The following is a 21,508-nucleotide window of genomic DNA, read 5'->3' on the forward strand; positions in this document are numbered from 1 at the left end:
TTTGCAAACCTAAAATTGCTACTCATAAAACATAACATTATTGACTGTTCCTTCAGTACCAAAAACAACCTGAATCATCGATTCATCATCATTAACCCACACCCGGATATAGCTAACTTTGTTATCTTCAAAAGGAATCTGCGTTCCATTAATTTCTGTTCCTTCTGATCCCAGTAAACTTTTCACTTCATTATAACTCATACCATCCGTTATTTTATCTGCCTGTTCCTGAGTAACGGCCTTAGCGGTTAAAAATGCAATATCTTTACTGGTTGGATAAATTAATGTTTTACTTATTACCAATCCACTTTCATTTAATAAAATACTCACACCATAACCGGTATCTTCATTACTATAATTGAATACATTTTTTAATTGTGTGCTTTCTGTCGGTACAATTCCTAATTCAATATCCACTTGGTCTTTTGTCTGATCAAGTTGTACTTTATTATAAAAATCAAAAACAGTTTCTTTTGAAATAGTTCCCTGTTTACTCAAACTACTAACACTGCTGCACCCTAATAAGACCACACCAAACAATAGAATAACCGATAACAATGAAAGCAACTTGAAATTTTTCATAAACTAATCCTCCCATTTTTTATATTCAATTAATCTGTTGTTAATTACCCATTTTAACACAAATCAAACAAGTTGACCCGCTCTATCCATTAATCTTCAAATCATTTATAACACTTCTGTCCTCGCAGAAGCAAAAAGCATTCATTTTTTAAGCACTTTGAGACTAAATAAAACCTTTATCCGTCAAAATTTCTTAAAAAGCCTTAATGTTAAGGTGATTTTCAGGTTTAAAATGCTAAACTATAGAAGTTGACGGCGCCAACGTTTATTCCTAATCAATTTTTATCAATCATTTGCCCAAGAGGCAGGAATGGAGAATATCTATCATGAAAACCGAGGAAAAAACAGCTCTTATCAAAAACAAAAAATCCACTTTATCAATTGTCCTTTTTATTGGTGGTGCAATTGTCGCCCTATTGGGTATTGCATTGTTAATCAACAATGTTAAGCTTTATAACGATACTGTTAGTCAGTATGTCGCTCAGGGTTATGATGCAAGCACGGTTACGGCTTCATTAATGCCTTCACAATTACTACCTGCTGTATTTGAAGCAATTGCACTTTACGGCGGAGTTGCAATGATTTTATTCTGTATGGGTTTAATCAACCAAAAATTAGCAAGTTGCAAATTGCAGAGCACAAATGATGAACTCAATATCATTGTTCCTGAATTAAATGTTACCGAAATAGAAGAAGTAGAAGAAGCGATTGTTTCAGATACTACTGCTGAAGAAAGCATAACTGTCAACGAGGAAACAAAAGAAGACATTAAGTAAAACTCAGCCACATCTTAATGCTTTCATCTAAAAAAAATAGGACAACGGATGGTTTTAAGTCTTCCAATTTAGATTTTTAGCATAAACTCTTTTTAGATTTTTATGGTATATTGTTAATTAAGATAATCTTACTATAAAAACAAAAGATAGAATTTTAATACCGCTAAAAGGCTCTATTTAGAAAATGGCTTTGAAAATACGCCAAATACACTCATCGCGAAAGAAGCTGACGTTAATCTGGGTTTAGTCAGTTGATTACTCGATGAATATCCCCCATAAAAGAAGCAAGAAATTATTTATACTTCAGAAACTAAAAGAGGATCTCGTTATTGTTTGCAAACAATAACGAGATCTTCTTTTAGTTTCTGTTATTATTTTTTGAAAAGCATCGATACTGCAGTGATTATTTGGGTATATTTAAAAAAACGATCAAACAATAAAATCTATTATAACGCTTGTTATTCACTTCTCAAAATTTTATGGAAATCAGGTGATTTGTTTTGTCTAAAGTCAAAAATGTTTTACTCGGGAAATCATTACGCACAGATGAAATCAAACATGAACGATTGTCTCAACTCTGGGGTTTGCCAATTCTGGCCAGCGATGCTGTTTCATCCGTCGCCTATGCCGTTGAAGAAATATTACTCGTTCTGGTTCCATTACTTGGTTTTGCCGCTTTTGGCTATGTTCCCGGGGTTGTTGCCGCCATCATTCTTTTACTGCTGATTCTGTGTTTTTCTTATTCGCAAATTATTGCCCATTACCCCAGTGGCGGTGGCGCCTATATTGTTTCAAAGGAAAATCTCGGGGAGATGCCGGCTTTGATTTCGGCGGCGGCCTTAATTGTGGACTACATTCTAACGGTTGCTGTCAGTATTTCAGCATCAACCATGGCGATTGTGGCTGCAATACCAAGTCTCGCTCGTTACGCGGTCCTCATTTCAGTCGCCTGTATTGTTCTGGTCACAATTGTCAATCTCAGAGGGATACGGGAATCATCCAAAATCTTCGGTATTCCAACCTATGCTTTTATTTTCTCGATGGGCATTATGATTGCCATCGGTCTTTTCCGTTTGTTTTCCGGAACGCTTGCACCGATCACCTACTCAGCCGACCAGTTGGCCAGTGTTTTACCAACTGAAGCATTCCAGGGCCTTCTGGTTGTCGTCGTTTTGCGGGCATTTTCATCCGGGTGCTCGGCATTAACCGGTGTCGAGGCGGTCAGCAATGCGGTACCATCCTTCCGAGATCCATCACAGTATAATGCCCGCCATGTCCTGTATCTGCTGGCCGGTATTATCGTGTTGATCTTCGGCGGCACCACCGTTCTTGCCGTGAGCCTGCAAGTTGTTCACATATCCGGAACAACCGTGGTTGCCCAGATAGCCCAGGCGATTTTCGGGCGAAACTTTTTTTACTATCTAATCCAAATAACAACATCATTAATCCTGCTTCTGGCCGCCAATACTGCCTACAATGGCCTGCCTCTTTTACTTTATCTATTGGCACATGATCGCTATGTACCAAAGCAGTTCTCCCAACGCGGCGCTAAACTGAGCTTTTCCAATGGGATTGTATTTATTATGATCATTGCCATTTTCCTGGTTATCGTCTTTGATAGCAATCCACACAACTTAATCCCGCTCTATTCTGTCGGTGTTTTTATTTCATTCACATTGTCGCAATACGGTATGTTTCGAAAATGGCTTCGTGAAAAAGATAAAGGGTGGAAATACAAATCCCTCATCAACATATTTGGAGCAATTGTAACCGGGGTTGGATCGATTGTCATCTTTTATTCGAAATTTCTCGAAGGTGCCTGGATGTTGGCCATTGCCATGCCGATTATTATCCTGGTCATGATTTATATCCGGAATCACTATGCCGAAGTCCAAAAGCAGGTGGAACTAAAAGAATTTGCACCCTATTACCCGCGACCATCCGGGGGGAAGGGAACACCCTGTATTGTATTGCTGCAGTCCATCAATAAAGCAACTTTAAAAGCCCTCAATTATGCCAACACTATTTCTGACGACATTACGGTGCTCCATATCTGCCGCTACCCAGAACATGCTAAACAATTACGTGCACAATGGACGGAACTGCAGATCCCACTGAAACTCGAAATAATTGAAAATCCATACCGCGATATCACCCATACGCTTAAATCCTATGTTTATAAAAAAGCTAAGGATCTTGGTCATGGTGAGAATCTGACGGTTATTATGATTAAATATGTCGCCAACCACTGGTACGATGCCGTTTTACACAATCAGACAACGGCCTTCCTGGAACAGAACCTCAGCCATTTCAAAAATGTGACAACAATCCTCGTGCCTTATCATTACTCACTTAATACCATTGTCGAGGATAAAAATAACGTTGACATTGAAGGTTAACCAAAGTTTACAAGTGCCCTGTACACTCTGTTGCGTCAATACCTAGCAGCAAAACAAAAGAGCCTTTCGCGGGTAAAATATTCCCCCTTATCAATCTTACAAAGGCTCTTTGCATCTTTTATTCGTGCGATTTTCTATTAGTCATTATACGGAAATGAGCTTGTTGAATAAGTGGCAAAATAGCCATCGATATAGATAGCATTATCTCCTAAAGGATTGCAGTCAATTGCCAACGTTATGCTCTCTGCATATATCGTGCCGACTGTTCCTCCATTTCCTGGTATAATATCATAGGTGTAGTAATACTGGTTATATTCACCGGCAGCTGTAGTACCTTCTGGTGCATCAGCCAATTTCATTATTCCATTTTTAAATTGAAAATAATAATCCCTTCCTCCCGTTGTCACCTTCCATGTCCCCGTGATATATTCTCCAAACTTATCCCATTCACTCGCTTGAGATGCCGCTGTATTAGTAGTTGACTCCAATTTTTTTTCACTTGTTGCCGGTCCCTGAATAGTTATATTATAAGTGGCTGTTTTTATTCCGCTTTTATTTCCATTCTTATCAATAGCAATACTTTTTAATGTGGTATTGCTTTGTAAAGTAACGGGATTTTCATACTTGCTGGATTTTTCAGAAGGATCAGAACCATCGATGGTAAAATAAACCTGAATCTCTTCTCCGTCCGGTTTGTTTATGGTTACTTTTTGTTCTGATGAATAGCTTCCTTCATTTAATGAATAGGATGGTAAATTCAGCGTTACCAGACTTTCTCTATTCTCTGAAGTACCAATCATGCCAGATGAAATTATTCTATTAAACAACGCATTGCCTTGACTAAACCACCAAAATGAAAATCCTCCAATTAAAATAAACACTCCCAAAACAACTGACAAAATAATAATCATCGTCTTCTGGGATTTTCCTGGTGTTTTATTTTGTGTTTGAGAAGCTTGTTTAAATTCCGTTTTGGCATTTTGAGTAGCATCAGGATTACCTGATGATTCTGCCGGATTAAACTGCTCCTGGTTCGTATAATCAGAATGATCATGCTTTTCTACATCATAACCGCATTCCCCACAAAATCGTTCTGAAGGATCCAATTTTGTTCCGCATTTCGGGCAGAAATTAAGTTTATTCATGGGTATCATCACCTTTCAGTTTACTGGATTATTGCATTTTATATAGAATATTTAAACAAATAACCAAGTCTTGCTCTATTTGCTTTATGATCTTAAATAATGAAGTTTTTCCTTTATTTATATTTTTTATTACCCTATATAACAAATTTCAAACTTCTGGTTTTCTAATTGATTTTCATTGCTGAAATCACCCTATACTAAACAAATTTTACGAATTCCATATGGTGTTCATTCACACGTTAAAACCATTGATTCTAAACAAAAAAAAAATAGGAAACCCCCACCGTTTCGGATTTTCTATCTTATGTTTCTACCTTTATAAATATCTTAACTTTCTGATTTGACCAACGCAAAAAATGCTAAAGCCGATTCCACATTTTCATCTGCAGAACCGGCTTCAGCTCAAAAACTCGATTGTCATCCTTTTGGACTCACCCCTTTCGTTTTTATCAAATATCTTCTTTTTCACTTTTCTAATGTAAACTTTTCACTTAACTTCTGGAGATTACCCTACTCTTCAAAATTAGAATTTTTTCCTACCCCTTCAGAATTTATTCTGAAATCATTTGATAGAACTTTTTTTAATCTTAGAACTTATCATCTTGATATGGGTTTTTCCAGCTTTTTTCTAACTGAAAATTAAGTTCTTTTGATCATATTCTTCATTCTTCAAATTAATCTCTTTTATCAAACCATTGGACTTCTTCTAGCTTTTCAATTTCAGATGGATTCATTTATTTAAATCATCTTTCCCTCCTTTTGTTGATGATCTCTCTTTCCTGGAGATTATTCATCCTTGATCCATTATTTTTCATTATGGGCATCTCCTTTGATAAAACTGAGATGGCTAATTTCCATACTACTAATACCGATCTTAAATTTTCTTCCAGTACTTAATATGCTATTCGTCATACTATACTTTTGCCAGTATGCAACATATAAAGAGTAAATGATTAATAAAATTTAATTGGCTCCCCGATTTTTTCAGGTAATGATCAGCTTTCTTATTCCTGACCATCAGCCACTATAAAATTTTATCCTTCGCTAAGTCTTGTTTACTTTTCAATGATCGAGATCATTCAATTAGAAAAGGATTGAGTTGATCTTTTGATTGATTCCAATTATAGCACCTTTTTCCAAAAAGTAAACAGTTTTTTTGAAAACGTTTGTATATTTTTTTATTCTTCTTAAATCAGCTTTAAGCAGCCATTTTTAATGATTTATATACTTCTTCCTCACTTTAGCGTAATGACAGCTGCAAATGATCCCTTCGATAGATTTCATTCTCTTTATTTATCCGATTTTTTATCAATCAGTAAACTCAACGATCGCTTTGTCAACGTCCCAAAGGGATTCAATTTTTTCAATCGCATCTTCCTTGATGGAATTGGCAAACTGATGATTTTCCGGCAAATCAATAAGGATCCGGACGACCCCGTCCTTTATTTCAATTTCCTTAACCAGATGCGTCGCCACCATATCCAGACCTTTAATGGGATTCATGACCTTCTTAAGGCGTTTTCGGACAATTTCCTCCGTGGTGGGTTCCTTGCTGGTGATCAGTCCATGTTTTTCTTCATAATTAAGAATTGCTGACCGGAGAACTTCCACCGCCAGAACCGAACAGTGGGCCTTGATTTTAGGAAGACCGCCTAAAGCTTCCGAGGCTTCCTTCCATGTGATTTTCTTCGCTTCATCAATTGTTTTTCCCTTGGCAAGCTCCGTGATAATTGAACCAGTTGCGATATTTGAAGCGCATCCATAGGATTCAAATTTGATATCCGTAATGATTTTTGTCTCAGGGTCTACATTGAGGTACAAGGAAACCATATCTCCGCAGGCAGGGCTTCCTTCCGTGGCTTTGCCATCAGGATTTTCTATGCTTCCGGTATTTCTTGGATTTTTAAAATGTTCCAGAACAATATCATTGTAAGGACTAGGCATTTTTTATTCCTCCTATTCTTTTTCTTTACCCAAAGGGCTGATTTTCCGCAAATTTTCCACAACTTTATTTAGTGTCTCCACCACAAAGACTGCCTCATCCATTGTATTGAACCGCCCTAACGTCAGTCTGATGGAGCCATGAGCTCTTTCATGATCGCCTCCGATTCCGGCAATCACATGGCTGGCCTCAAGTGATCGGCTAAAGCAAGCTGAACCGGTACTCACTGCAATTCCATGCATGTCAAGGTGCAGGGTAATGGATTCCCCCTCCACGTAGTGAAAGGTGATATTAGCATTTTGTGGAGTCCGTTGGCTGGGATGCCCATTTAATATCACATCCGGTATTTGGTCGAAAACCAATTGAATGATCTTATCTCTCATTTCCCGAAGACGCCGGTTTTCTTCGACCGTCACCAGCTCCGCGGCTTTGGCAAATCCCACTGCCCCGGGAATATTGTCCATACCGCCCCGCAAATCGAATTCCTGAAACCCGCCATCCATTATTTTTGAAATGGCTGTTCCCTTTCGAATATAAAGCCCTCCGATTCCTTTCGGACCGTGAATCGTATGTGCCGACACCGTAACCAGATCCACCGGAACTTTTCTTACATCCAAAGGCATCCTAGTAAAGGAATGGGTGGCATCGGTGTGGAAAAGAACGCCCTTTCCCCGGCACAATGCCCCTATTTTTTCAAGATCCTGGACAGTCCCTATTTCCTGATTTCCATGCTGGATGGAAACAAGAATGGTTTCTTCTGTCATCAGTTTTTCAAGGGCTTCCATATCGACAAAGCCGAATTCGTCGACATTGAGATAATCCACCTTGAAGCCCTGTTTTTCCAGTGTTCTGGCACTGTATAAAACGGGAAAATCTTCAATCTTCGAAACGATAATGTGTTTTCCTTTTTTTTCGCCCAAAGCCTTTGCAACCCCTTTAATGGCTAAATTGCTGGATTCGGCACTTCCTGAAGTAAAGATGAATTCATCATGATCTGCCCCCAGACAGGTAGCCAGCCTTCCTCGCGCATCCTCCATGGCATCTCGGGCTTCAATTCCAAGCGAATATCCAAATTCTGAAGTGGCCACCGAATAGGTTTCAAAAAAGAATGGTCTCATTGCTTCCAGAACTGCTTCATCAAGCCTTGTTGCCGCAGCATTATCCATATAATATACTTTTTCCATTTTTCTTCTCCTTTATATGAACAATGTGATTGCTGAATTCCTGGCCTCTTGTACATAGGTTCCAACCGCGCCGTACTCATCGATATATTCTTCCTGAAGATCCGCTCTCGTAAGCCCCATAATATCCATAGTCATTTCACATGCAATCACTTTTCCGCCTAATTCTTTGAAGTCAGACATGAGTCTTTCCAACGAAGCAACATTGTTTTTTTTCATGCGTCCCAACATCATCTTTTTTCCCAATCCCCCAAAGTTCATTTTGGATAACGGCCCTTTATTCAATCCGCCTTTTTGCAGACGCAAAAGCCCCCAGAAAGTGAAATATAACGACACTTCCATGCCCATCGCCAACGATCCATTGGACACAATGAGTGCGCTGTAGAGTTTGTCCATATCTCCGCTCTGAACAATAATGGTCGTTTTTTCTGCCACAGGATAACCCCTCCTTTTTATTTTAGAATCCTTATTTTCCAGATCCCATCCGTTTCATCAATGCTCTCCACTTTCAAAGTCAGCGCATCAGCTGCCATCGGAATCTCTTTTTTCGATGCAGCATTATTTCCAATAATCTCAATGACATCACCAGGTTGAGCTTTTTTGACCGCTTTTCTCATTTCGACCAATGGAACCGGACAGGTTTCGCCTCTCACGTCCACATGTATTTCCGCCATAATAATCCCTCCTAAAAATTTTCGAACTAAATAATTGCAAATTTCCAACCAACAATAATACCATAACCAATCTTGCTATTTTTATTTATATACCCTATTTGGGGGAATTTACTTTTAAATATTTTATATTACTCAAAAAATAAAACCGGCACATCAAGTGTTGAAAATTCCACTCGATGTGTCGGCTTTAAAAATTTTTTACAAGTCGATACTTAACTTTTTTTATATTATTTCATTCTTTCGTTTTTTTTGCGTGAGTACGTGGAAATTTAGTGGATCATACCTGCAATAATAGGAGCAATGATTAGTGATAAGGTTCCCATAACTTTAATTACTGCATTTAGTGAAGGACCGGATGTATCTTTGAAAGGATCTCCGATTGTATCCCCAACAACGGCTGCTACATGAGCTTCTGAGCCTTTCCCGCCTTGTGCGCCACCTTCAATATATTTCTTGGCATTATCCCAGGCTCCGCCGGCATTAGCCATTGTCAAGGCAAGCAGGACACCACTTGCAGTTCCGCCGACAAGCATTCCGCCAATAGCGAGAAGGGCATTTTCAGGACTGAAAATCGCTATTCCAAAACCAACAACAAAGATACTCACTGGAGCAAGTAAACCCGGTAAAATCATTTGTCGAATCGCTGCTTTTGTCGAAATATCGATACATTTCTTTGAATCAGCCTTTGCTTTGCCTTCAAGAAGTCCCGGTATTTCACGGAATTGTCTTCTTACTTCTTTGATCATGTCAAATGCGGCGGTACTGACAGCTCTCATTGAATATGCACAGAAAAGGAATGGAATCATTGCGCCAAACAAAAGTCCGACCATGACGACTGGATTGAGTACATCCAGCGTTTTGAGTTCTGCTCTTTGTGCAAATGCAGAAAAAAGAGCAATCGCTGTAATTGCAGCAGACCCGATCGCGAATCCTTTTGCAATCGCTGCGGTTGTGTTTCCAACAGAATCAAGTTGATCGGTAACTTTACGAACTTTAGGATCGAGACCTGCCATTTCAGCAATCCCGCCGGCATTGTCAGCAATTGGACCGTAAGCATCAATAGCAACAATGGTTCCTGCCATCGATAACATACCCATGGCGGCTAATGCGATGCCATAGAACCCATACTCTCCGCCACCTGGTACAAAATAAGCAACTGCTACAACTGCTATAATGACAAGGATCGGCATGCCTGTACTTTCAAGCCCTACTGAGAAACCATAAATTACATTAGTGGCGGCACCAGTATTTGAAGACTCGGCAATTTTTTTAACTGGACTAAAGTCTGATGATGTGAAATACTCGGTTATTTTTCCAATTACAATATTGGCAATCAAACCTACCTGAATAGCAATATAGAAAGCAAGGTTATGATCCGGTAACATGTATTTCGTTAATAAAAATGCTGCAATCGATGATAATAAAAATGATGAATACAGACTTCTGTTCAGACAGGCTTGGGGATTGCTTTCATTACCTGTATAAATAAAAAGGGTTCCGATAATCGAAGCAACGATACCGCAAGCACCTAACATCATGGGAAGCATGACACCAGTTGAACCTAATAATGTTGAACCTAATAGCATTGCAGCGATTGATGTTGCCGCAAAAGATTCAAATAAATCGGCGCCCATTCCGGCTACATCCCCAACATTATCGCCAACATTATCTGCAATAACGGCTGGATTTCTCGGATCGTCTTCTGGAATTCCGGCTTCAACTTTACCAACTAAATCAGCTCCAACATCAGCTGCCTTGGTGAAAATTCCGCCGCCAATACGGGCAAAAAGAGCAATCAATGAAGCCCCAAATGCAAAACTGTCAATTGCTGGTATCATATCCGGATTTCCCTTTGCAACGAAGATATACAATAAGGAAACACCCAGTAATCCAAGGCCTACAACGCCCATTCCCATTACTGAACCACCTTTAAAAGCGATTACTAATGCTTTTTTTAGGCTTGATTGTGCAGCATTCGTGGTTCTGGCATTTGCTCTTGTAGCAATATACATGCCCATATAACCTGCTAGAGCTGAGAATACTGCCCCGATCGCAAATGCGATTGCTGAAGCAATTCCAAACTCAGTAAATAGTATAAGAAGTACAATAATTACAATTGCTATTGGCAACATCGTCTTATACTCACGATTTAAAAATGCCATGGCCCCTTCTTGAATAGCTACGGATATTTCTTTCATTTTGTCATTTCCCATACTCTCTTTGAGAACTGATGTTGAAAGATACAGTGCAAATAATAAAGCGATTATTGCCACTGTTACAATGAAAATTGTCATTTTTTTTCTCCTTCTTAGTTTATTAGACTCGCGCCTTTAATTCTATAATTACCACCAAGATATGTCAATAGAATAACCGAAAAAAACTAATTTTCATGCCTCCGAATTGCATAAAATTACGTACCTTACCGATTCTGATTGTGCTTTTCCAGTGTGAAATTTCTTTGAATACAGATGAAAACGTTTTACTTTTTTTCCACTCAAGGTTTGCTGTTCATACTTCATTGCAACTCAACAAAATCTTAGATTTTTATCATTTAATTAATAGTCGGCTAAAATTTAAAGGTAATTATAACGTTTATCGTGCTAGTATATAAACACAGAACATGAGCGAAAAACAGAAAAATTATGAAAGAGTTGTTTGACAGGACATTAATATCAGCACCTCATTGTGACCCAGAATAATTACCCCTTATGATGGTTCTTTTTTATTTACGAAAGCTCAATAAGATGCTATCATTAGCCCAAGAATGAATCTAATTTCTAAAAAATTCAGAAAAGGAGATGCTTGCCATGACTGGAGATCGCGTAGAATGTAATATTGTCTATAGCAAACTGTTAACCGATGTTGAAGATATCATGTTGGAGGAATTTGAATTACCCGAAGGATGTATCGATATCGGCATCTTTACCACCCAATATGATGGCGTTGGCTATTGCGCTGCCGATGAAGCCACTAAATCTGCCAATGTTGATGTTGTTTATATCAAAACCCTTTATGGCGCCGGAGCCGGGCTTAATGATGGCCAGGTTTTTGGCGTCATTACCGGACCGACTATTTCTGATGTAGAAAGCGGATTGCGATACATCCATGACTTTGCCAAAAATAAAGCCAGTATCTATAGCGTTAATGAGGACGACAGTAATCTCATTTATGCTCAGCTGGTTCCTAAAATTGGAAGATATTTTTCTAAAACCTACGATCTGCCAATCGGCTCCTCCATCGCCTTTTTATTTGCGCCGGCTCTTGAAGGGATCGTCGGAATCGATGAAGCTCTAACAGTTGCCGATGTTGAAGTCGTCAAATTTTTCGGACCGCCGACGAACTCGAACCTGAGCGGTGTTATTTTAACCGGTACTCAGGCCAATTGTAAAACGGCCTGTGAAGCTTTTAAAAGCGCCATTATTGACTGTGTTGAAGAGCCAGTGGATTATTGATTATAGGTTATGGCCAATTATTTAACGCTACCCACCAAAAACAGTTAAATAATTGGCCGAAAATTTCAACATCACTCAGATGCCCCTCTTTAAATATGCTTGCAAATTTTTTTATATCCTCCCGGCTCAGCAACCCATAGTAATTTGCCGGTTGTTTTCTTTTTTGAGAGAATTTTTATTAAAACTGCGGTGCCTTTTTTAAAACGCACGTCTTCCTTGCAAATTTTATTGCACCATCGTGACAGATAAGGTTCATGCCCCACGATTATGATGGTGCTGTTTTCATCCATTTGTTTTAGGCTATACGCCAGCTCATCAAAATCACCATTTTCGATAAAATCATAGCCCTCTATTCTGTCGATTTTGCAAAACTGTTTAATCATCTCCGCAGTTTCCATGGCCCGCACGACACCGCTGGACCACATGACCACATTTGCTCTTCCTTTAAGATATTCGGAAAGATAAGGCATATCTTTCTTTAATCTTTTTATTCCCTTCGGCAGAAGCTTCCGATCATAATCAAGTATAACACTTCCTCTTTTCTGCGCTTTTCCATGTCTTACAAGTAATAAGTTCATTCATTTTACCCACTTTCTTGTTTCTTAATTCCACTGAATTGGCATCAAATAATCTTTACTCGTTTGATCGATTAATGCTTGTGTCTTTTCAATAACAAAGTATATTACTGTTACATTGCGTGTTTCATCATAACGCAGATATAGCCTGCCCATCGTGGATACCACCGGAAAATTCTCACCGTTATAATCTTTGGGAGGGGTCCCATACTGGAGATAACCAATGAGATTCTCAGTCTGATGATGCAGCGGTGCATTCGTTTCAATCATCGCATCGATTTGAATCCAGTCAGAAAATCCGGCCATTTCAGGTCCTTCTTTTATCTCAGTTATCTGATAGTCAAAATGCCGCTGTGAAATCGGACAGCCTAATGATTCCATCACCAGATCCAGCTGATCGAAGGAAACAACCTTAACAATTGCATCCACATCCAATTCTCCGTTTTCCCACCCAAAAGCGCCTTGTCCCAATTTAATTGCATAAACCCCGTAATGGGCATTGAAATAATCCGATTCGGGATCGTAAAAAGTGGAACGGCCATGTTCGAAACGGCCAAAATTATAGAGAATACTCATCTCTCCATTGACCCCATCATGGGGAAAGACTTCACCGGGATGATAGAGCTTCATGTTTTTGCACCATCCGCTCCCGCTGTAATCCCGGCCTGAGGGAACATCCAATTCTAACCCAACTTGATTGAAAACACTTTCTTTCCTAAAACTTTGTCCCTGAACTTGAAGCGCCAAATCACTTCTTAACCCGGCAGCACTAGCTGAAAACAATAGAAAAGCGAACATGAAAGCAATTATAGAAATAATCAAACTCCCGACCAGGAATTTTTTTTTAATGGCTTTTGGCCTCTTTTCGATATGATTTTTAATATTATTACCCACTTTACCTATGATCCATTGATTTTAAATATTAATGCCGTTTATTTACCCGATCAAAAAGACTCGCTATTTTTTCATGCAATTTTCAAACGATAGACTACGTATTGTAGCCGGTTCTGAAAAAACCATTTACTATTAATACCAGGACCGATTTTCTATCTCAATATTTACTTCGCCCGATAAACGAATATATTTTGATCTTTTATTCTTACAATCCGATTTCGCTCAACCAGATAATCTAGATGTGACATCGTTTCACCGACAGCGAACCATTTTTGCTGAATCGGACATTCCGCCCAAGTTTTTCCTCGCAGTGACCATTTGAGCTGTCCTGCTATTTCATAGGCATTTTGATACTCTTTCTTTTTTACAATATCCAAAGTACTTTCGATTCGTTCCGCATGGTGTTTTTTCAATTGAGCAATTCGTTCATAGACATCCATTTCATTTTTTCGATGCCCCGGTAACGCCACTCGGATATCATAAGTTGCTATTTTATCCAAACTTGTCAAATAATCATTTAGCGAATCTTTAACATAAGGCCAGCAGGTAATATTGGGACTGATATCAAATAGAACATGATCTCCCAAGAACATAATTTTTTCGTTTTTTAAATATAAACAGGTATGTCCTGGTGTATGTCCTGGTGTCAGCACACATTCAAATTCGTATTTTCCGATAAAAAAGCTTTCACCATCATTAATCGGAATTGCCTTAAATAAATTTTTCAAGGCATAGACAACCGCCGGGTTTACTTTTTCCTGGGCATAAACATCGCTTTCTGGAAACCCCTCCTCAATGAAACGTTGATTAAATAATTTCCAAACATTCCCACTTAAACTTCGGCTAAAGTAATTATAGTCTTTTGCCCCCATAATAACACGTGTCTTCTCCGTTCGAATTCGTTCAATCAGACCGGTATGATCCGAATGGATATGGGTTAAAAAGAGTGTGGTGTTGTTCATATCAACATTGAGTTCCCGCAGCCCCTCTGTTAACGCCTCAAAGCATTCTGGCTGATTAAAACCAGTGTCCACTACTAAATTTCCGGCATCGGTCTTCATCACATAACAGTTTAAATTTTTCAATGGATTATTGGGCAAAGGAATATACACACTATAAATCTCCGGTTGTTCGACTATTTTTTTGATCATAAGACTCCTTCAGAAAATGTCATTTTTGATTTTGCTAATTTCATAACAACTGATTTATATTGTATCACAATTGAAAATAAACAGAAAAGCTATTGCCAATTAATTTCTTTTACCCTGTTTTAGTCTCTGCAATTTTAAAGCAACAATAAAAAATGAAATAGCAATCATCAAAAACAATGGGAATATATTATTAAGCGCTATCCCGCTATCTTAAAATAATTTTGTCAGGAAATGCCTGTTTTCTCGATACATTCCACATCTTATCAATATAGGCTGTGGTATAAACCTGTTCTATGCCGTGATAAATGGTTGCTGCCTTATCGGTTAGTTCGTAATTTTTAGCGTTTTTTCTGATGAATCCTAATTTTTCTGCAATGAACAATTCCCAACCGAACATTTTGTTCAATGATACATCCGCTATTTTTTCAAATTGATCTGTGTTGATTTTCATCGAATACGAACCCCAGAACAGATAATAAACGGCTCTTTGTCTTTTCGTAAACTTAATCGTTAACGAGGTCGGCAGTGACTCTGCTTCGACTCTTTTACGATAGTCATCGATTGAAAAAGTATTGATTTTAAAACTGTCTTTCAGCAGTGTTGTCGCTGATACGCCAAAGCCTAAAAAAGCATCCCGTGTGACTGATGAATACTTCTCTGTGCAGGGTTTGGCAAAAGTCCACACCGAAGTCCTTTCTAAATTAATCCTGGATCCGTATTCCTCAAGGGCTTTCAGCATTTTTTTCTTCACTTTTTCAGGCATCGGCTTGTATTGGTTGTCGGCAAAGGTAAAATCAATAAAAGGATAGGTGGACACTTGGGTTGCGCCATGATCAAAGGCTGTTCGGATATCCTTTGCCAGAATTTCATCCGTTTGTCCTGGGATAGCAAAAATCAAATCAACATCCACGACATCGAAGCTGTTTTTTTTGACGGTATCCAGCTTTTCAATAAACGATGAGCTGCTTCTGCCTAATTTCTGAAGACAATTCTCGTCAAAAGATTGGATTCCGATGCTTACCATCGTTACCCCGGCTGTTTTCAGCTTATCCAAATTTTCTTGTGTTATATCATCCGGATGAAGTTCCACCCCGATACCAGCTGTTATTACAAAATAATTTTTCAGCCGATCAATGATCTCTTCCAGATCATCGATCATCAGTGCGGGTGTTCCCCCCCCAAAATAGAGACTGGTTGCCTGTTTTCTGTCGGTCATATGCCCACATACCAAATCGATCTCCTTTAACAAAGCGATTTTATAAGAATCTGCCCTTTTTTTCGCATACCTTTCTTTGCAGTATGGACAAAAACTGCACAATGATCTACAGAATGGAATGTGCACATACAATCCCAGATTATCCAGCGTTTCAAAATCCAATCGATTCTGATAAACCCCATCAAAAATGAAGGGCCTGAAAGACCGGGTGAGAAACACCCTCAATGATGAGGTAAGAAACATAACCAAACCCTCCCAACCGTACTTTAAATCCATCTTCGAAAATATTAAATTCGCCTTGAATTGCAATGCCGATCCAATACTCAAGGATGTGCCGTCTCACCCTCTATATTAATCCTGCTTGTAACGCTGTTATAGAGCGGCCTTTTTTTGTCTGAACTCTTCATAATCTATTTCCCCGTTAACATAGCGTTCGCGAAGAATTTCCAGAGCTTTATCTTCTTTGAAACTCAATCCATCTTCCTTTAAAAAATATTTTTTCACCAGCCTAAACGCATAGATCATAACAACAGCCCAGAAAAAAAGGTAAAGCAGCATGGAAGCCAGTCCGATCCTCCGTGAATTTTCCTGCCCTAAAAATTGACTATTGGGTCCATAAAAAGGATGCCTCATTTCTGTTTCCTCCCTGATTTAATGATTTTCCAGTTACACCATTCTGCTTAATTCATTCCCAAAGCGCCCATTTTTAAACCTGTTATGGGATAAATATACAAATTGTGGTATGCCGAATATAAGAGGCCTGACTCGATAAACTATCGAAGCCAGACCTTCAGCACCTAACTAATTTAATTCAACAACTTGCTACTCAATAATTATTCCATCGTCTCAATTCTACTCTTAGTCTGTTTTAGTCCGCTGCAATTTTAAAGCGACAATTATGAATGAAATAGCAATCATCAAAAGCAATGGAAAAGTGTTATCAAGATTTATTCCATTAGCGCAAAGATTCTTAAATCCCCAGGTTGCCGGCAACACAAGGCCGGCTTTTTCGAGGAATTCAGGCAGCAAATCGGTGGAAAACATCATTCCTGATAACATAACCGAAGGTAAAAAAATCACTTGTGCGACAATGCTTAATTTCGAGCTGTTTTTTACAAAAACGCCTAAAATTGAGCCAATCGATAAAGTAGCTATAATAAAAATAGCTGTGTTTAGCAGATAAACTCCGATTTGTGCCGGAATAGCAGCATCAAATAAAATCGGGGCAATTAGCAGTATAATCAAACTCATGATCATCAGATGAAAAAAGCAGGATAAAATATTAACTGCCACGGCCGTCCACAAAGGTATTTTCCCAACGAGATATGATTTTTTTATGTCCGTCCCGAATACCGTAACCAGCTGGGTCGGCATTCCCAGAACAGCTCCCATGGTTACCCCAAACACCGTCATCGAGGGAATAATTGTCTGATAGGCTTCTGGATTAATGGATGTAAAGATTCCCCCCATAAACAGAAAGAATCCCAACGGTATTAAATAGTAGGTTAACAGAATCCCCCGATTCCGAATATCCCAGCGCCACTGTAAACCCAGTTGATAAATAAATGCGTTCATGCGATCCCCTCCTTCGCTATTTCCATAAAGCGGTTTTCAAGCGAAACCTTTTCGACGTTCAAATCAATAATTTCTACATTATTTGCATTATGGATATTAATCAATTCGGCCAAACCTTGATTTAAATCAGCGATATCATAACTTTGATAACCTTTTGATTCGCCGATCCATGTGCTGAATTTCAAACTCGCAAAAGTCATTTTATTATTCGTCTTCAACTCGATATGATAGCTTTCCTGGGTATTTTGAGTCAATTCATCCACGGTTCCCTGATATTCTATTTTGCCGTCTTTTAGAATCACCACTCGATCACATAATTCCTCAACTTCAGCCATGTCATGACTGGCAATCAAGAATGTTTTTCCGTCATAACGCAGTTTTTTTATTAACCGATGCAGTGCAACACGCCCTTCAACATCGAGTCCGGCGGTTGGCTCGTCTAAAATAACGATATCGGGATCTCCAATCAAAGCAATGGCCAGATGCAGTCTTCGCTTTTGTCCAGTCGACAGCTGTTTGTATTGTTTATTGCCAAATTCGGAGATTCCCAGCGCATCAAAAACAGACTTATCAAACTTTGTATGATTCCATTTTGAAAAAAGCGAAAGTGCTTCTTTGGCATGTATTTCATCCGGAAGTGATGATGATTGCAGTTGCACCCCTAATTGTCCGCTTAATTTTATTTCACCATTTTCATATTTTCGGAGTCCTTCAATACATTCCAACGTTGTTGTTTTTCCAGCTCCATTCGTTCCCAGCAATGCCAGAATTTCTCCCTGATAAGCCGAAAACGAGATCTCATCCAGTATTTTTTTATTTGCATAGCTCTTCATCAGCGACGATACTTGAATCACTTCTTTCATTTCTGTTCCTCCTCAATTGCTGGGAATTCATATCCCAACTGATTAAAATAAGCGGCAAGAATCGCTCCCAGAAAATCATCAATCCACTCCTGCTTTTTGGCAATCTCTGCATTCCAGCCTTCTTTTGAATTTAAATTAAATTTTTGCAGTTCCGGCAATAAGGACATATCTCCTCCGGTAAAATCCATCACCATATCCCACCATCTTTTGGCAAGACTGATGCTTTTTTCTGAATCAATAGGTTCCCCCGTCTGAGACAAAATGACGGCTTCATCGAGAATTCTAAGATACCGCTCATACAATTCTTTTCCATCATCAGGCATATCCATGTATTTTTCTCGCACATGATCCTCAAGCCGAGGACTAAAATTCTTTATTACCCAGTAATTCTTATTCTCATTCCTTAACATTGCAATAATGTCTGCATATTTTCCAAAGTCAACTGAATCAATCGCAATGACTTCATCATGCAATGCATTAATTGCATCCAGAGATGTCTGCAGATTAATGATTTCTTCCTTGATGATTTCTTTTTGCTGTTCCAACACCGAACATACTTCCTGAGGAGTATCCAGGGAAAACAGTTTGTTTTTTATTTCATCCAAAGAGAATCCCAGATATTTCAAAGACAGTATCTGGTGCAGTTCAACCATATCCTTCTGGGAATATAATCTGCGCCCGCCTGCGCTCGTTTCATTCGGTTTTAAAAGGTTTATTTTATCATAATACTGCAATGTCCGTACTGTCACACCCATCTGTTTTGCTATTTCGCCAACCGTAAATAATTTATCTTTTTTCATTTTCGTCCTCCACAATCATAGTATACTTCATGACGTTACGTCACATACAAGCAAAAAATAAAAAAAACTGCTGCTTTCTTGCAACAGTTTGAGTTTATTGATAACCACGTCCTGAAGACAATCAGAAACGGTTACTTAAAATAACAGATAACTGATAATTGGGATCGTCACAATGGATGCCAGAGTCGTAATGAAAACGCCTTTAGTGGCAAGTGCGACATTATTATCGTATTTATTGGCAAACAGTACCGCGGATGTGGCGACCGGCATGGCGATGATGATAATAACGATCCCCAGTATGTAAGGACTTGCAATGAAATTTTTTAGGATCAGCCATGCTGCCCCAGGCAGCAGGATCTGTTTGATAATCACATAAGGATAAAGCCGAAGCTCCGTAAATACGCTTTTTATCGAAATACCCGCGAGTGAAATACCAATGACGATCATCGCCAAAGGCGTGGTGGTGTCACCGACGGTTTTTACCGTATTATTCAAAATGTCCGGCAGGTGAATATTTGCGACAACCATCGCGACGGCGATTAATGAAGCGACCATTCCCGGGGTTAAAAAGTTTTTTAGATTGAGTGCATTTTTGCCTTCTTTTGACATCAGCATAATCCCCAGGGTAAAGTTGCTGACGTTAAAGATAAGATTAAAGATCGTTGCGTAAAAGATGGCGCCTTCTCCAAAGATAGATGCAATAACAGGAAATCCCATAAAACCAACATTGGACCAGATAGTCATGTACATATACAGGTTGCGTTCTTCTTTTTTTACCCCCAATATACGAATGATCAAATAGGCCACAAAGGGCATGATAATATAAAAAAGAACTGAGATGATAAACATCAACACGATATCATTTTTATCTGAATTGCTGGGCATGGTGGCCACCGAAGCAATCATCATACAGGGTATCGTAATGCTCAAAATAAAATTAGAAAGCTGGATGCCGAATTTCTGATTGGTGACCTTCGTTTTTGCAGAAATGTAGCCCAGAGTGAGGATCAAGAAAAGCTGAATCATTTGACTAATAACAACAGTGATATCCAATGTTTATTTCTCCTTTTTACTAAGCTGACTGAAAGTGATCATGTTAAAGCAAAACTTCTGGAAAGCAGGTATGTATTAAAATCATCAGGTAATGTACAATTAAAATTATAAAACATTCTACACTTTTTATTCATTTTCTGCTATAGTTAATCTAAGTAGATCAACGGCATTTATATGCGTCAAAGGTTACTGAATAAAATAAGGAAGCTGAGGAGCAAATGAAAAAAAAATCTAAGTTAAGAATAAAATCGATGCCCCGATTTATAACTTTCAGCCTCATAAGCCTGGTAGTTCTTTTTATAATTGGAATGGCATCAGTCACATTGGTAACCAATGTTGCCTCGGCAATCAATAACCAAAAAGAAAAAGCCCAGGCGTCTGCCCTCCTTGTTGATACATCACCAGATGAAACCACCAGCGTTCAGGATATCCAAACGAAAGCAGATGCTGAAGTAACATCTGATGCAAATACAGATGAAGCAAAACAAACGGGAACTGATGATCCCTTGGAAAGTATCAAGATCCGCCTGAGAAATAATGACACCGAGGGGCTAAAAGTAGTCTTTCTCACCTTTGACGACGGCCCCAGTGATCATACCGGGGAAGTGCTGGATATTCTTAACACTTACAATGTGAAAGCCACCTTCTTTACCATTCGACATGAAGGTGCTGAAGCTGAAGCTTCCTATCGTCGCATTGTCAGTGAAGGTCATACGTTGGCCAATCACACCAGCAGCCACAACTATGATCTTTACAGCAATCCTGAAGCCTTTTATGCTGACGTTAACGCTCTGGATCAATACCAGCGGCAAATAACCGGATTAACTGAAACCAGTCATATTTTCCGGTTCCCCGGCGGGTCAATTAATGCCAATGAAACTTGTGTCCTGGGTATGGTTAAACGCGGCTGGAATTACGCCGACTGGAATGTGTCCTCTGGTGATGGCGGCTCTGATCCACCTGCCTCTGACGTCGTCGCACAGACCGTTATTTGCGGCTGTCACGAGCATGATGTTTCCGTTGTGTTGTGCCATGCTGAAAGCAAACCCGATACCCGGGCGGCGCTGTCAACGGTGATTGAAACCCTCAAGGCTGAAGGATATACTTTTCTGGCCATGGAAAATGATTTTACTTATCCTCGCCAATTAGAGGTTTAATATCGAACGGGCTGGACTTTTAAACCCCGAAAGAAAAACCACCGTTCATCCGGTGGTTTTTCTGATGATCCAA

20 protein-coding genes are annotated in these 21,508 nt (G+C 39.1%); 4 read left to right on the top strand and 16 right to left on the bottom strand.

The annotated features are described in order from the left end of the window. Nucleotides 1-18: 18 nt before the first annotated feature. Nucleotides 19-582 carry a hypothetical protein gene (locus FZC41_RS03810; RefSeq protein WP_148566073.1) on the bottom strand — a complete coding sequence of 188 codons (564 nt, stop codon included), beginning with the start codon at nucleotides 580-582 and terminating at the stop codon, nucleotides 19-21. A gap of 326 nt (nucleotides 583-908) precedes the next feature. On the opposite strand from FZC41_RS03810, the gene FZC41_RS03815 reads away from it, so the two are divergent. Further along, nucleotides 909-1,358 (top strand): hypothetical protein, encoded by a 450-nt coding sequence (locus tag FZC41_RS03815; RefSeq protein ID WP_148566074.1) that lies wholly within the window; start codon nucleotides 909-911, stop codon nucleotides 1,356-1,358. 500 nt (nucleotides 1,359-1,858) lie between these two features. After that, nucleotides 1,859-3,757, top strand: a complete 1,899-nt coding sequence (locus tag FZC41_RS03820) for an APC family permease (protein WP_148566075.1) — start codon at nucleotides 1,859-1,861, stop codon at nucleotides 3,755-3,757. Nucleotides 3,758-3,894: 137 nt separating this feature from the next. Here the strand turns inward: FZC41_RS03820 and FZC41_RS03825 are convergent, their stop codons facing one another. From FZC41_RS03825 to FZC41_RS03850, 6 genes are all read right to left on the bottom strand, one after another. Then, complete coding sequence (locus FZC41_RS03825) at nucleotides 3,895-4,902, bottom strand: chitobiase/beta-hexosaminidase C-terminal domain-containing protein (protein ID WP_170253836.1); 1,008 nt, start codon at nucleotides 4,900-4,902, stop codon at nucleotides 3,895-3,897. A gap of 1,308 nt (nucleotides 4,903-6,210) precedes the next feature. Then, nucleotides 6,211-6,846 carry an iron-sulfur cluster assembly scaffold protein gene (locus FZC41_RS03830; RefSeq protein WP_148566077.1) on the bottom strand — a complete coding sequence of 212 codons (636 nt, stop codon included), beginning with the start codon at nucleotides 6,844-6,846 and terminating at the stop codon, nucleotides 6,211-6,213. A 12-nt stretch (nucleotides 6,847-6,858) separates the two neighbouring features. Further along, nucleotides 6,859-8,028: a cysteine desulfurase family protein gene (locus FZC41_RS03835; protein ID WP_148566078.1), complete on the bottom strand. Its 1,170-nt coding sequence runs from the start codon at nucleotides 8,026-8,028 to the stop codon at nucleotides 6,859-6,861. Between the two features lie 12 nt (nucleotides 8,029-8,040). Continuing rightward, nucleotides 8,041-8,460, bottom strand: a complete 420-nt coding sequence (locus FZC41_RS03840; protein ID WP_148566079.1) for a DsrE/DsrF/DrsH-like family protein — start codon at nucleotides 8,458-8,460, stop codon at nucleotides 8,041-8,043. A 17-nt stretch (nucleotides 8,461-8,477) separates the two neighbouring features. Next, nucleotides 8,478-8,699, bottom strand: a complete 222-nt coding sequence (locus tag FZC41_RS03845) for a sulfurtransferase TusA family protein (protein WP_148566080.1) — start codon at nucleotides 8,697-8,699, stop codon at nucleotides 8,478-8,480. Nucleotides 8,700-8,968: 269 nt separating this feature from the next. Beyond that, a complete protein-coding gene (locus tag FZC41_RS03850; protein WP_148566081.1) occupies nucleotides 8,969-10,993 on the bottom strand; it encodes a sodium-translocating pyrophosphatase in 2,025 nt (674 codons plus the stop codon). Between the two features lie 513 nt (nucleotides 10,994-11,506). On the opposite strand from FZC41_RS03850, the gene eutL reads away from it, so the two are divergent. Next, nucleotides 11,507-12,151, top strand: coding sequence for an ethanolamine utilization microcompartment protein EutL (gene eutL, locus FZC41_RS03855; RefSeq protein WP_148566082.1), 645 nt, complete (start codon nucleotides 11,507-11,509; stop codon nucleotides 12,149-12,151). A gap of 89 nt (nucleotides 12,152-12,240) precedes the next feature. Here the strand turns inward: eutL and FZC41_RS03860 are convergent, their stop codons facing one another. The 9 genes from FZC41_RS03860 to FZC41_RS03900 all read right to left on the bottom strand — a co-directional run bounded on the left by FZC41_RS03860 (nucleotide 12,241) and on the right by FZC41_RS03900 (nucleotide 20,278). Further along, nucleotides 12,241-12,729 (bottom strand): SixA phosphatase family protein, encoded by a 489-nt coding sequence (locus tag FZC41_RS03860; RefSeq protein ID WP_148566083.1) that lies wholly within the window; start codon nucleotides 12,727-12,729, stop codon nucleotides 12,241-12,243. Nucleotides 12,730-12,753: 24 nt separating this feature from the next. Beyond that, complete coding sequence (locus tag FZC41_RS03865; RefSeq protein WP_148566084.1) at nucleotides 12,754-13,620, bottom strand: hypothetical protein; 867 nt, start codon at nucleotides 13,618-13,620, stop codon at nucleotides 12,754-12,756. 164 nt (nucleotides 13,621-13,784) lie between these two features. Beyond that, a complete protein-coding gene (locus tag FZC41_RS03870) occupies nucleotides 13,785-14,771 on the bottom strand; it encodes an MBL fold metallo-hydrolase (RefSeq protein WP_148566085.1) in 987 nt (328 codons plus the stop codon). Between the two features lie 205 nt (nucleotides 14,772-14,976). Further along, nucleotides 14,977-16,230: a coproporphyrinogen-III oxidase family protein gene (locus FZC41_RS03875; protein ID WP_148566086.1), complete on the bottom strand. Its 1,254-nt coding sequence runs from the start codon at nucleotides 16,228-16,230 to the stop codon at nucleotides 14,977-14,979. A gap of 129 nt (nucleotides 16,231-16,359) precedes the next feature. Beyond that, a complete protein-coding gene (locus FZC41_RS03880) occupies nucleotides 16,360-16,620 on the bottom strand; it encodes an SHOCT domain-containing protein (protein ID WP_148566087.1) in 261 nt (86 codons plus the stop codon). A gap of 225 nt (nucleotides 16,621-16,845) precedes the next feature. Then, nucleotides 16,846-17,562 carry an ABC transporter permease gene (locus tag FZC41_RS03885; RefSeq protein WP_148566088.1) on the bottom strand — a complete coding sequence of 239 codons (717 nt, stop codon included), beginning with the start codon at nucleotides 17,560-17,562 and terminating at the stop codon, nucleotides 16,846-16,848. Beyond that, a complete protein-coding gene (locus tag FZC41_RS03890) occupies nucleotides 17,559-18,425 on the bottom strand; it encodes an ABC transporter ATP-binding protein (RefSeq protein WP_148566089.1) in 867 nt (288 codons plus the stop codon). The genes FZC41_RS03885 and FZC41_RS03890 overlap by 4 nt, the downstream gene beginning before the upstream one ends. After that, a complete protein-coding gene (locus tag FZC41_RS03895) occupies nucleotides 18,422-19,225 on the bottom strand; it encodes a MerR family transcriptional regulator (protein ID WP_148566090.1) in 804 nt (267 codons plus the stop codon). Before FZC41_RS03895 ends, FZC41_RS03890 begins: the two co-directional genes overlap by 4 nt. A gap of 135 nt (nucleotides 19,226-19,360) precedes the next feature. Next, nucleotides 19,361-20,278 carry an AEC family transporter gene (locus tag FZC41_RS03900; RefSeq protein WP_148566091.1) on the bottom strand — a complete coding sequence of 306 codons (918 nt, stop codon included), beginning with the start codon at nucleotides 20,276-20,278 and terminating at the stop codon, nucleotides 19,361-19,363. Nucleotides 20,279-20,496: 218 nt separating this feature from the next. Between FZC41_RS03900 and FZC41_RS03905 the strand changes: the two genes are divergently transcribed. Next, the gene (locus FZC41_RS03905) at nucleotides 20,497-21,435 is read left to right on the top strand and encodes a polysaccharide deacetylase family protein (RefSeq protein WP_148566092.1); all 939 of its coding nucleotides are present in this window, start codon (nucleotides 20,497-20,499) and stop codon (nucleotides 21,433-21,435) included. Nucleotides 21,436-21,508: the final 73 nt, after the last annotated feature.

It is taken from the genome of Acetobacterium paludosum (genome assembly GCF_008086595.1).
Lineage (GTDB): Bacteria > Bacillota > Clostridia > Eubacteriales > Eubacteriaceae > Acetobacterium > Acetobacterium paludosum.

Bases quoted from the DNA above. Each gene is read 5' to 3' on its own strand.
- FZC41_RS03885 (WP_148566088.1), bottom strand. From the start codon at position 17,562: ATGAACGCATTTATTTATCAACTGGGTTTACAGTGGCGCTGGGATATT.
- FZC41_RS03845 (WP_148566080.1), bottom strand. From the start codon at position 8,699: ATGGCGGAAATACATGTGGACGTGAGAGGCGAAACCTGTCCGGTTCCA.
- FZC41_RS03890 (WP_148566089.1), bottom strand. From the start codon at position 18,425: ATGAAAGAAGTGATTCAAGTATCGTCGCTGATGAAGAGCTATGCAAAT.
- FZC41_RS03850 (WP_148566081.1), bottom strand. From the start codon at position 10,993: ATGACAATTTTCATTGTAACAGTGGCAATAATCGCTTTATTATTTGCA.
- FZC41_RS03860 (WP_148566083.1), bottom strand. From the start codon at position 12,729: ATGAACTTATTACTTGTAAGACATGGAAAAGCGCAGAAAAGAGGAAGT.
- FZC41_RS03825 (WP_170253836.1), bottom strand. From the start codon at position 4,902: ATGAATAAACTTAATTTCTGCCCGAAATGCGGAACAAAATTGGATCCT.
- FZC41_RS03835 (WP_148566078.1), bottom strand. From the start codon at position 8,028: ATGGAAAAAGTATATTATATGGATAATGCTGCGGCAACAAGGCTTGAT.
- FZC41_RS03810 (WP_148566073.1), bottom strand. From the start codon at position 582: ATGAAAAATTTCAAGTTGCTTTCATTGTTATCGGTTATTCTATTGTTT.
- FZC41_RS03905 (WP_148566092.1), top strand. From the start codon at position 20,497: ATGAAAAAAAAATCTAAGTTAAGAATAAAATCGATGCCCCGATTTATA.
- FZC41_RS03830 (WP_148566077.1), bottom strand. From the start codon at position 6,846: ATGCCTAGTCCTTACAATGATATTGTTCTGGAACATTTTAAAAATCCA.
- eutL (WP_148566082.1), top strand. From the start codon at position 11,507: ATGACTGGAGATCGCGTAGAATGTAATATTGTCTATAGCAAACTGTTA.
- FZC41_RS03880 (WP_148566087.1), bottom strand. From the start codon at position 16,620: ATGAGGCATCCTTTTTATGGACCCAATAGTCAATTTTTAGGGCAGGAA.
- FZC41_RS03815 (WP_148566074.1), top strand. From the start codon at position 909: ATGAAAACCGAGGAAAAAACAGCTCTTATCAAAAACAAAAAATCCACT.
- FZC41_RS03875 (WP_148566086.1), bottom strand. From the start codon at position 16,230: ATGTTTCTTACCTCATCATTGAGGGTGTTTCTCACCCGGTCTTTCAGG.
- FZC41_RS03895 (WP_148566090.1), bottom strand. From the start codon at position 19,225: ATGAAAAAAGATAAATTATTTACGGTTGGCGAAATAGCAAAACAGATG.
- FZC41_RS03870 (WP_148566085.1), bottom strand. From the start codon at position 14,771: ATGATCAAAAAAATAGTCGAACAACCGGAGATTTATAGTGTGTATATT.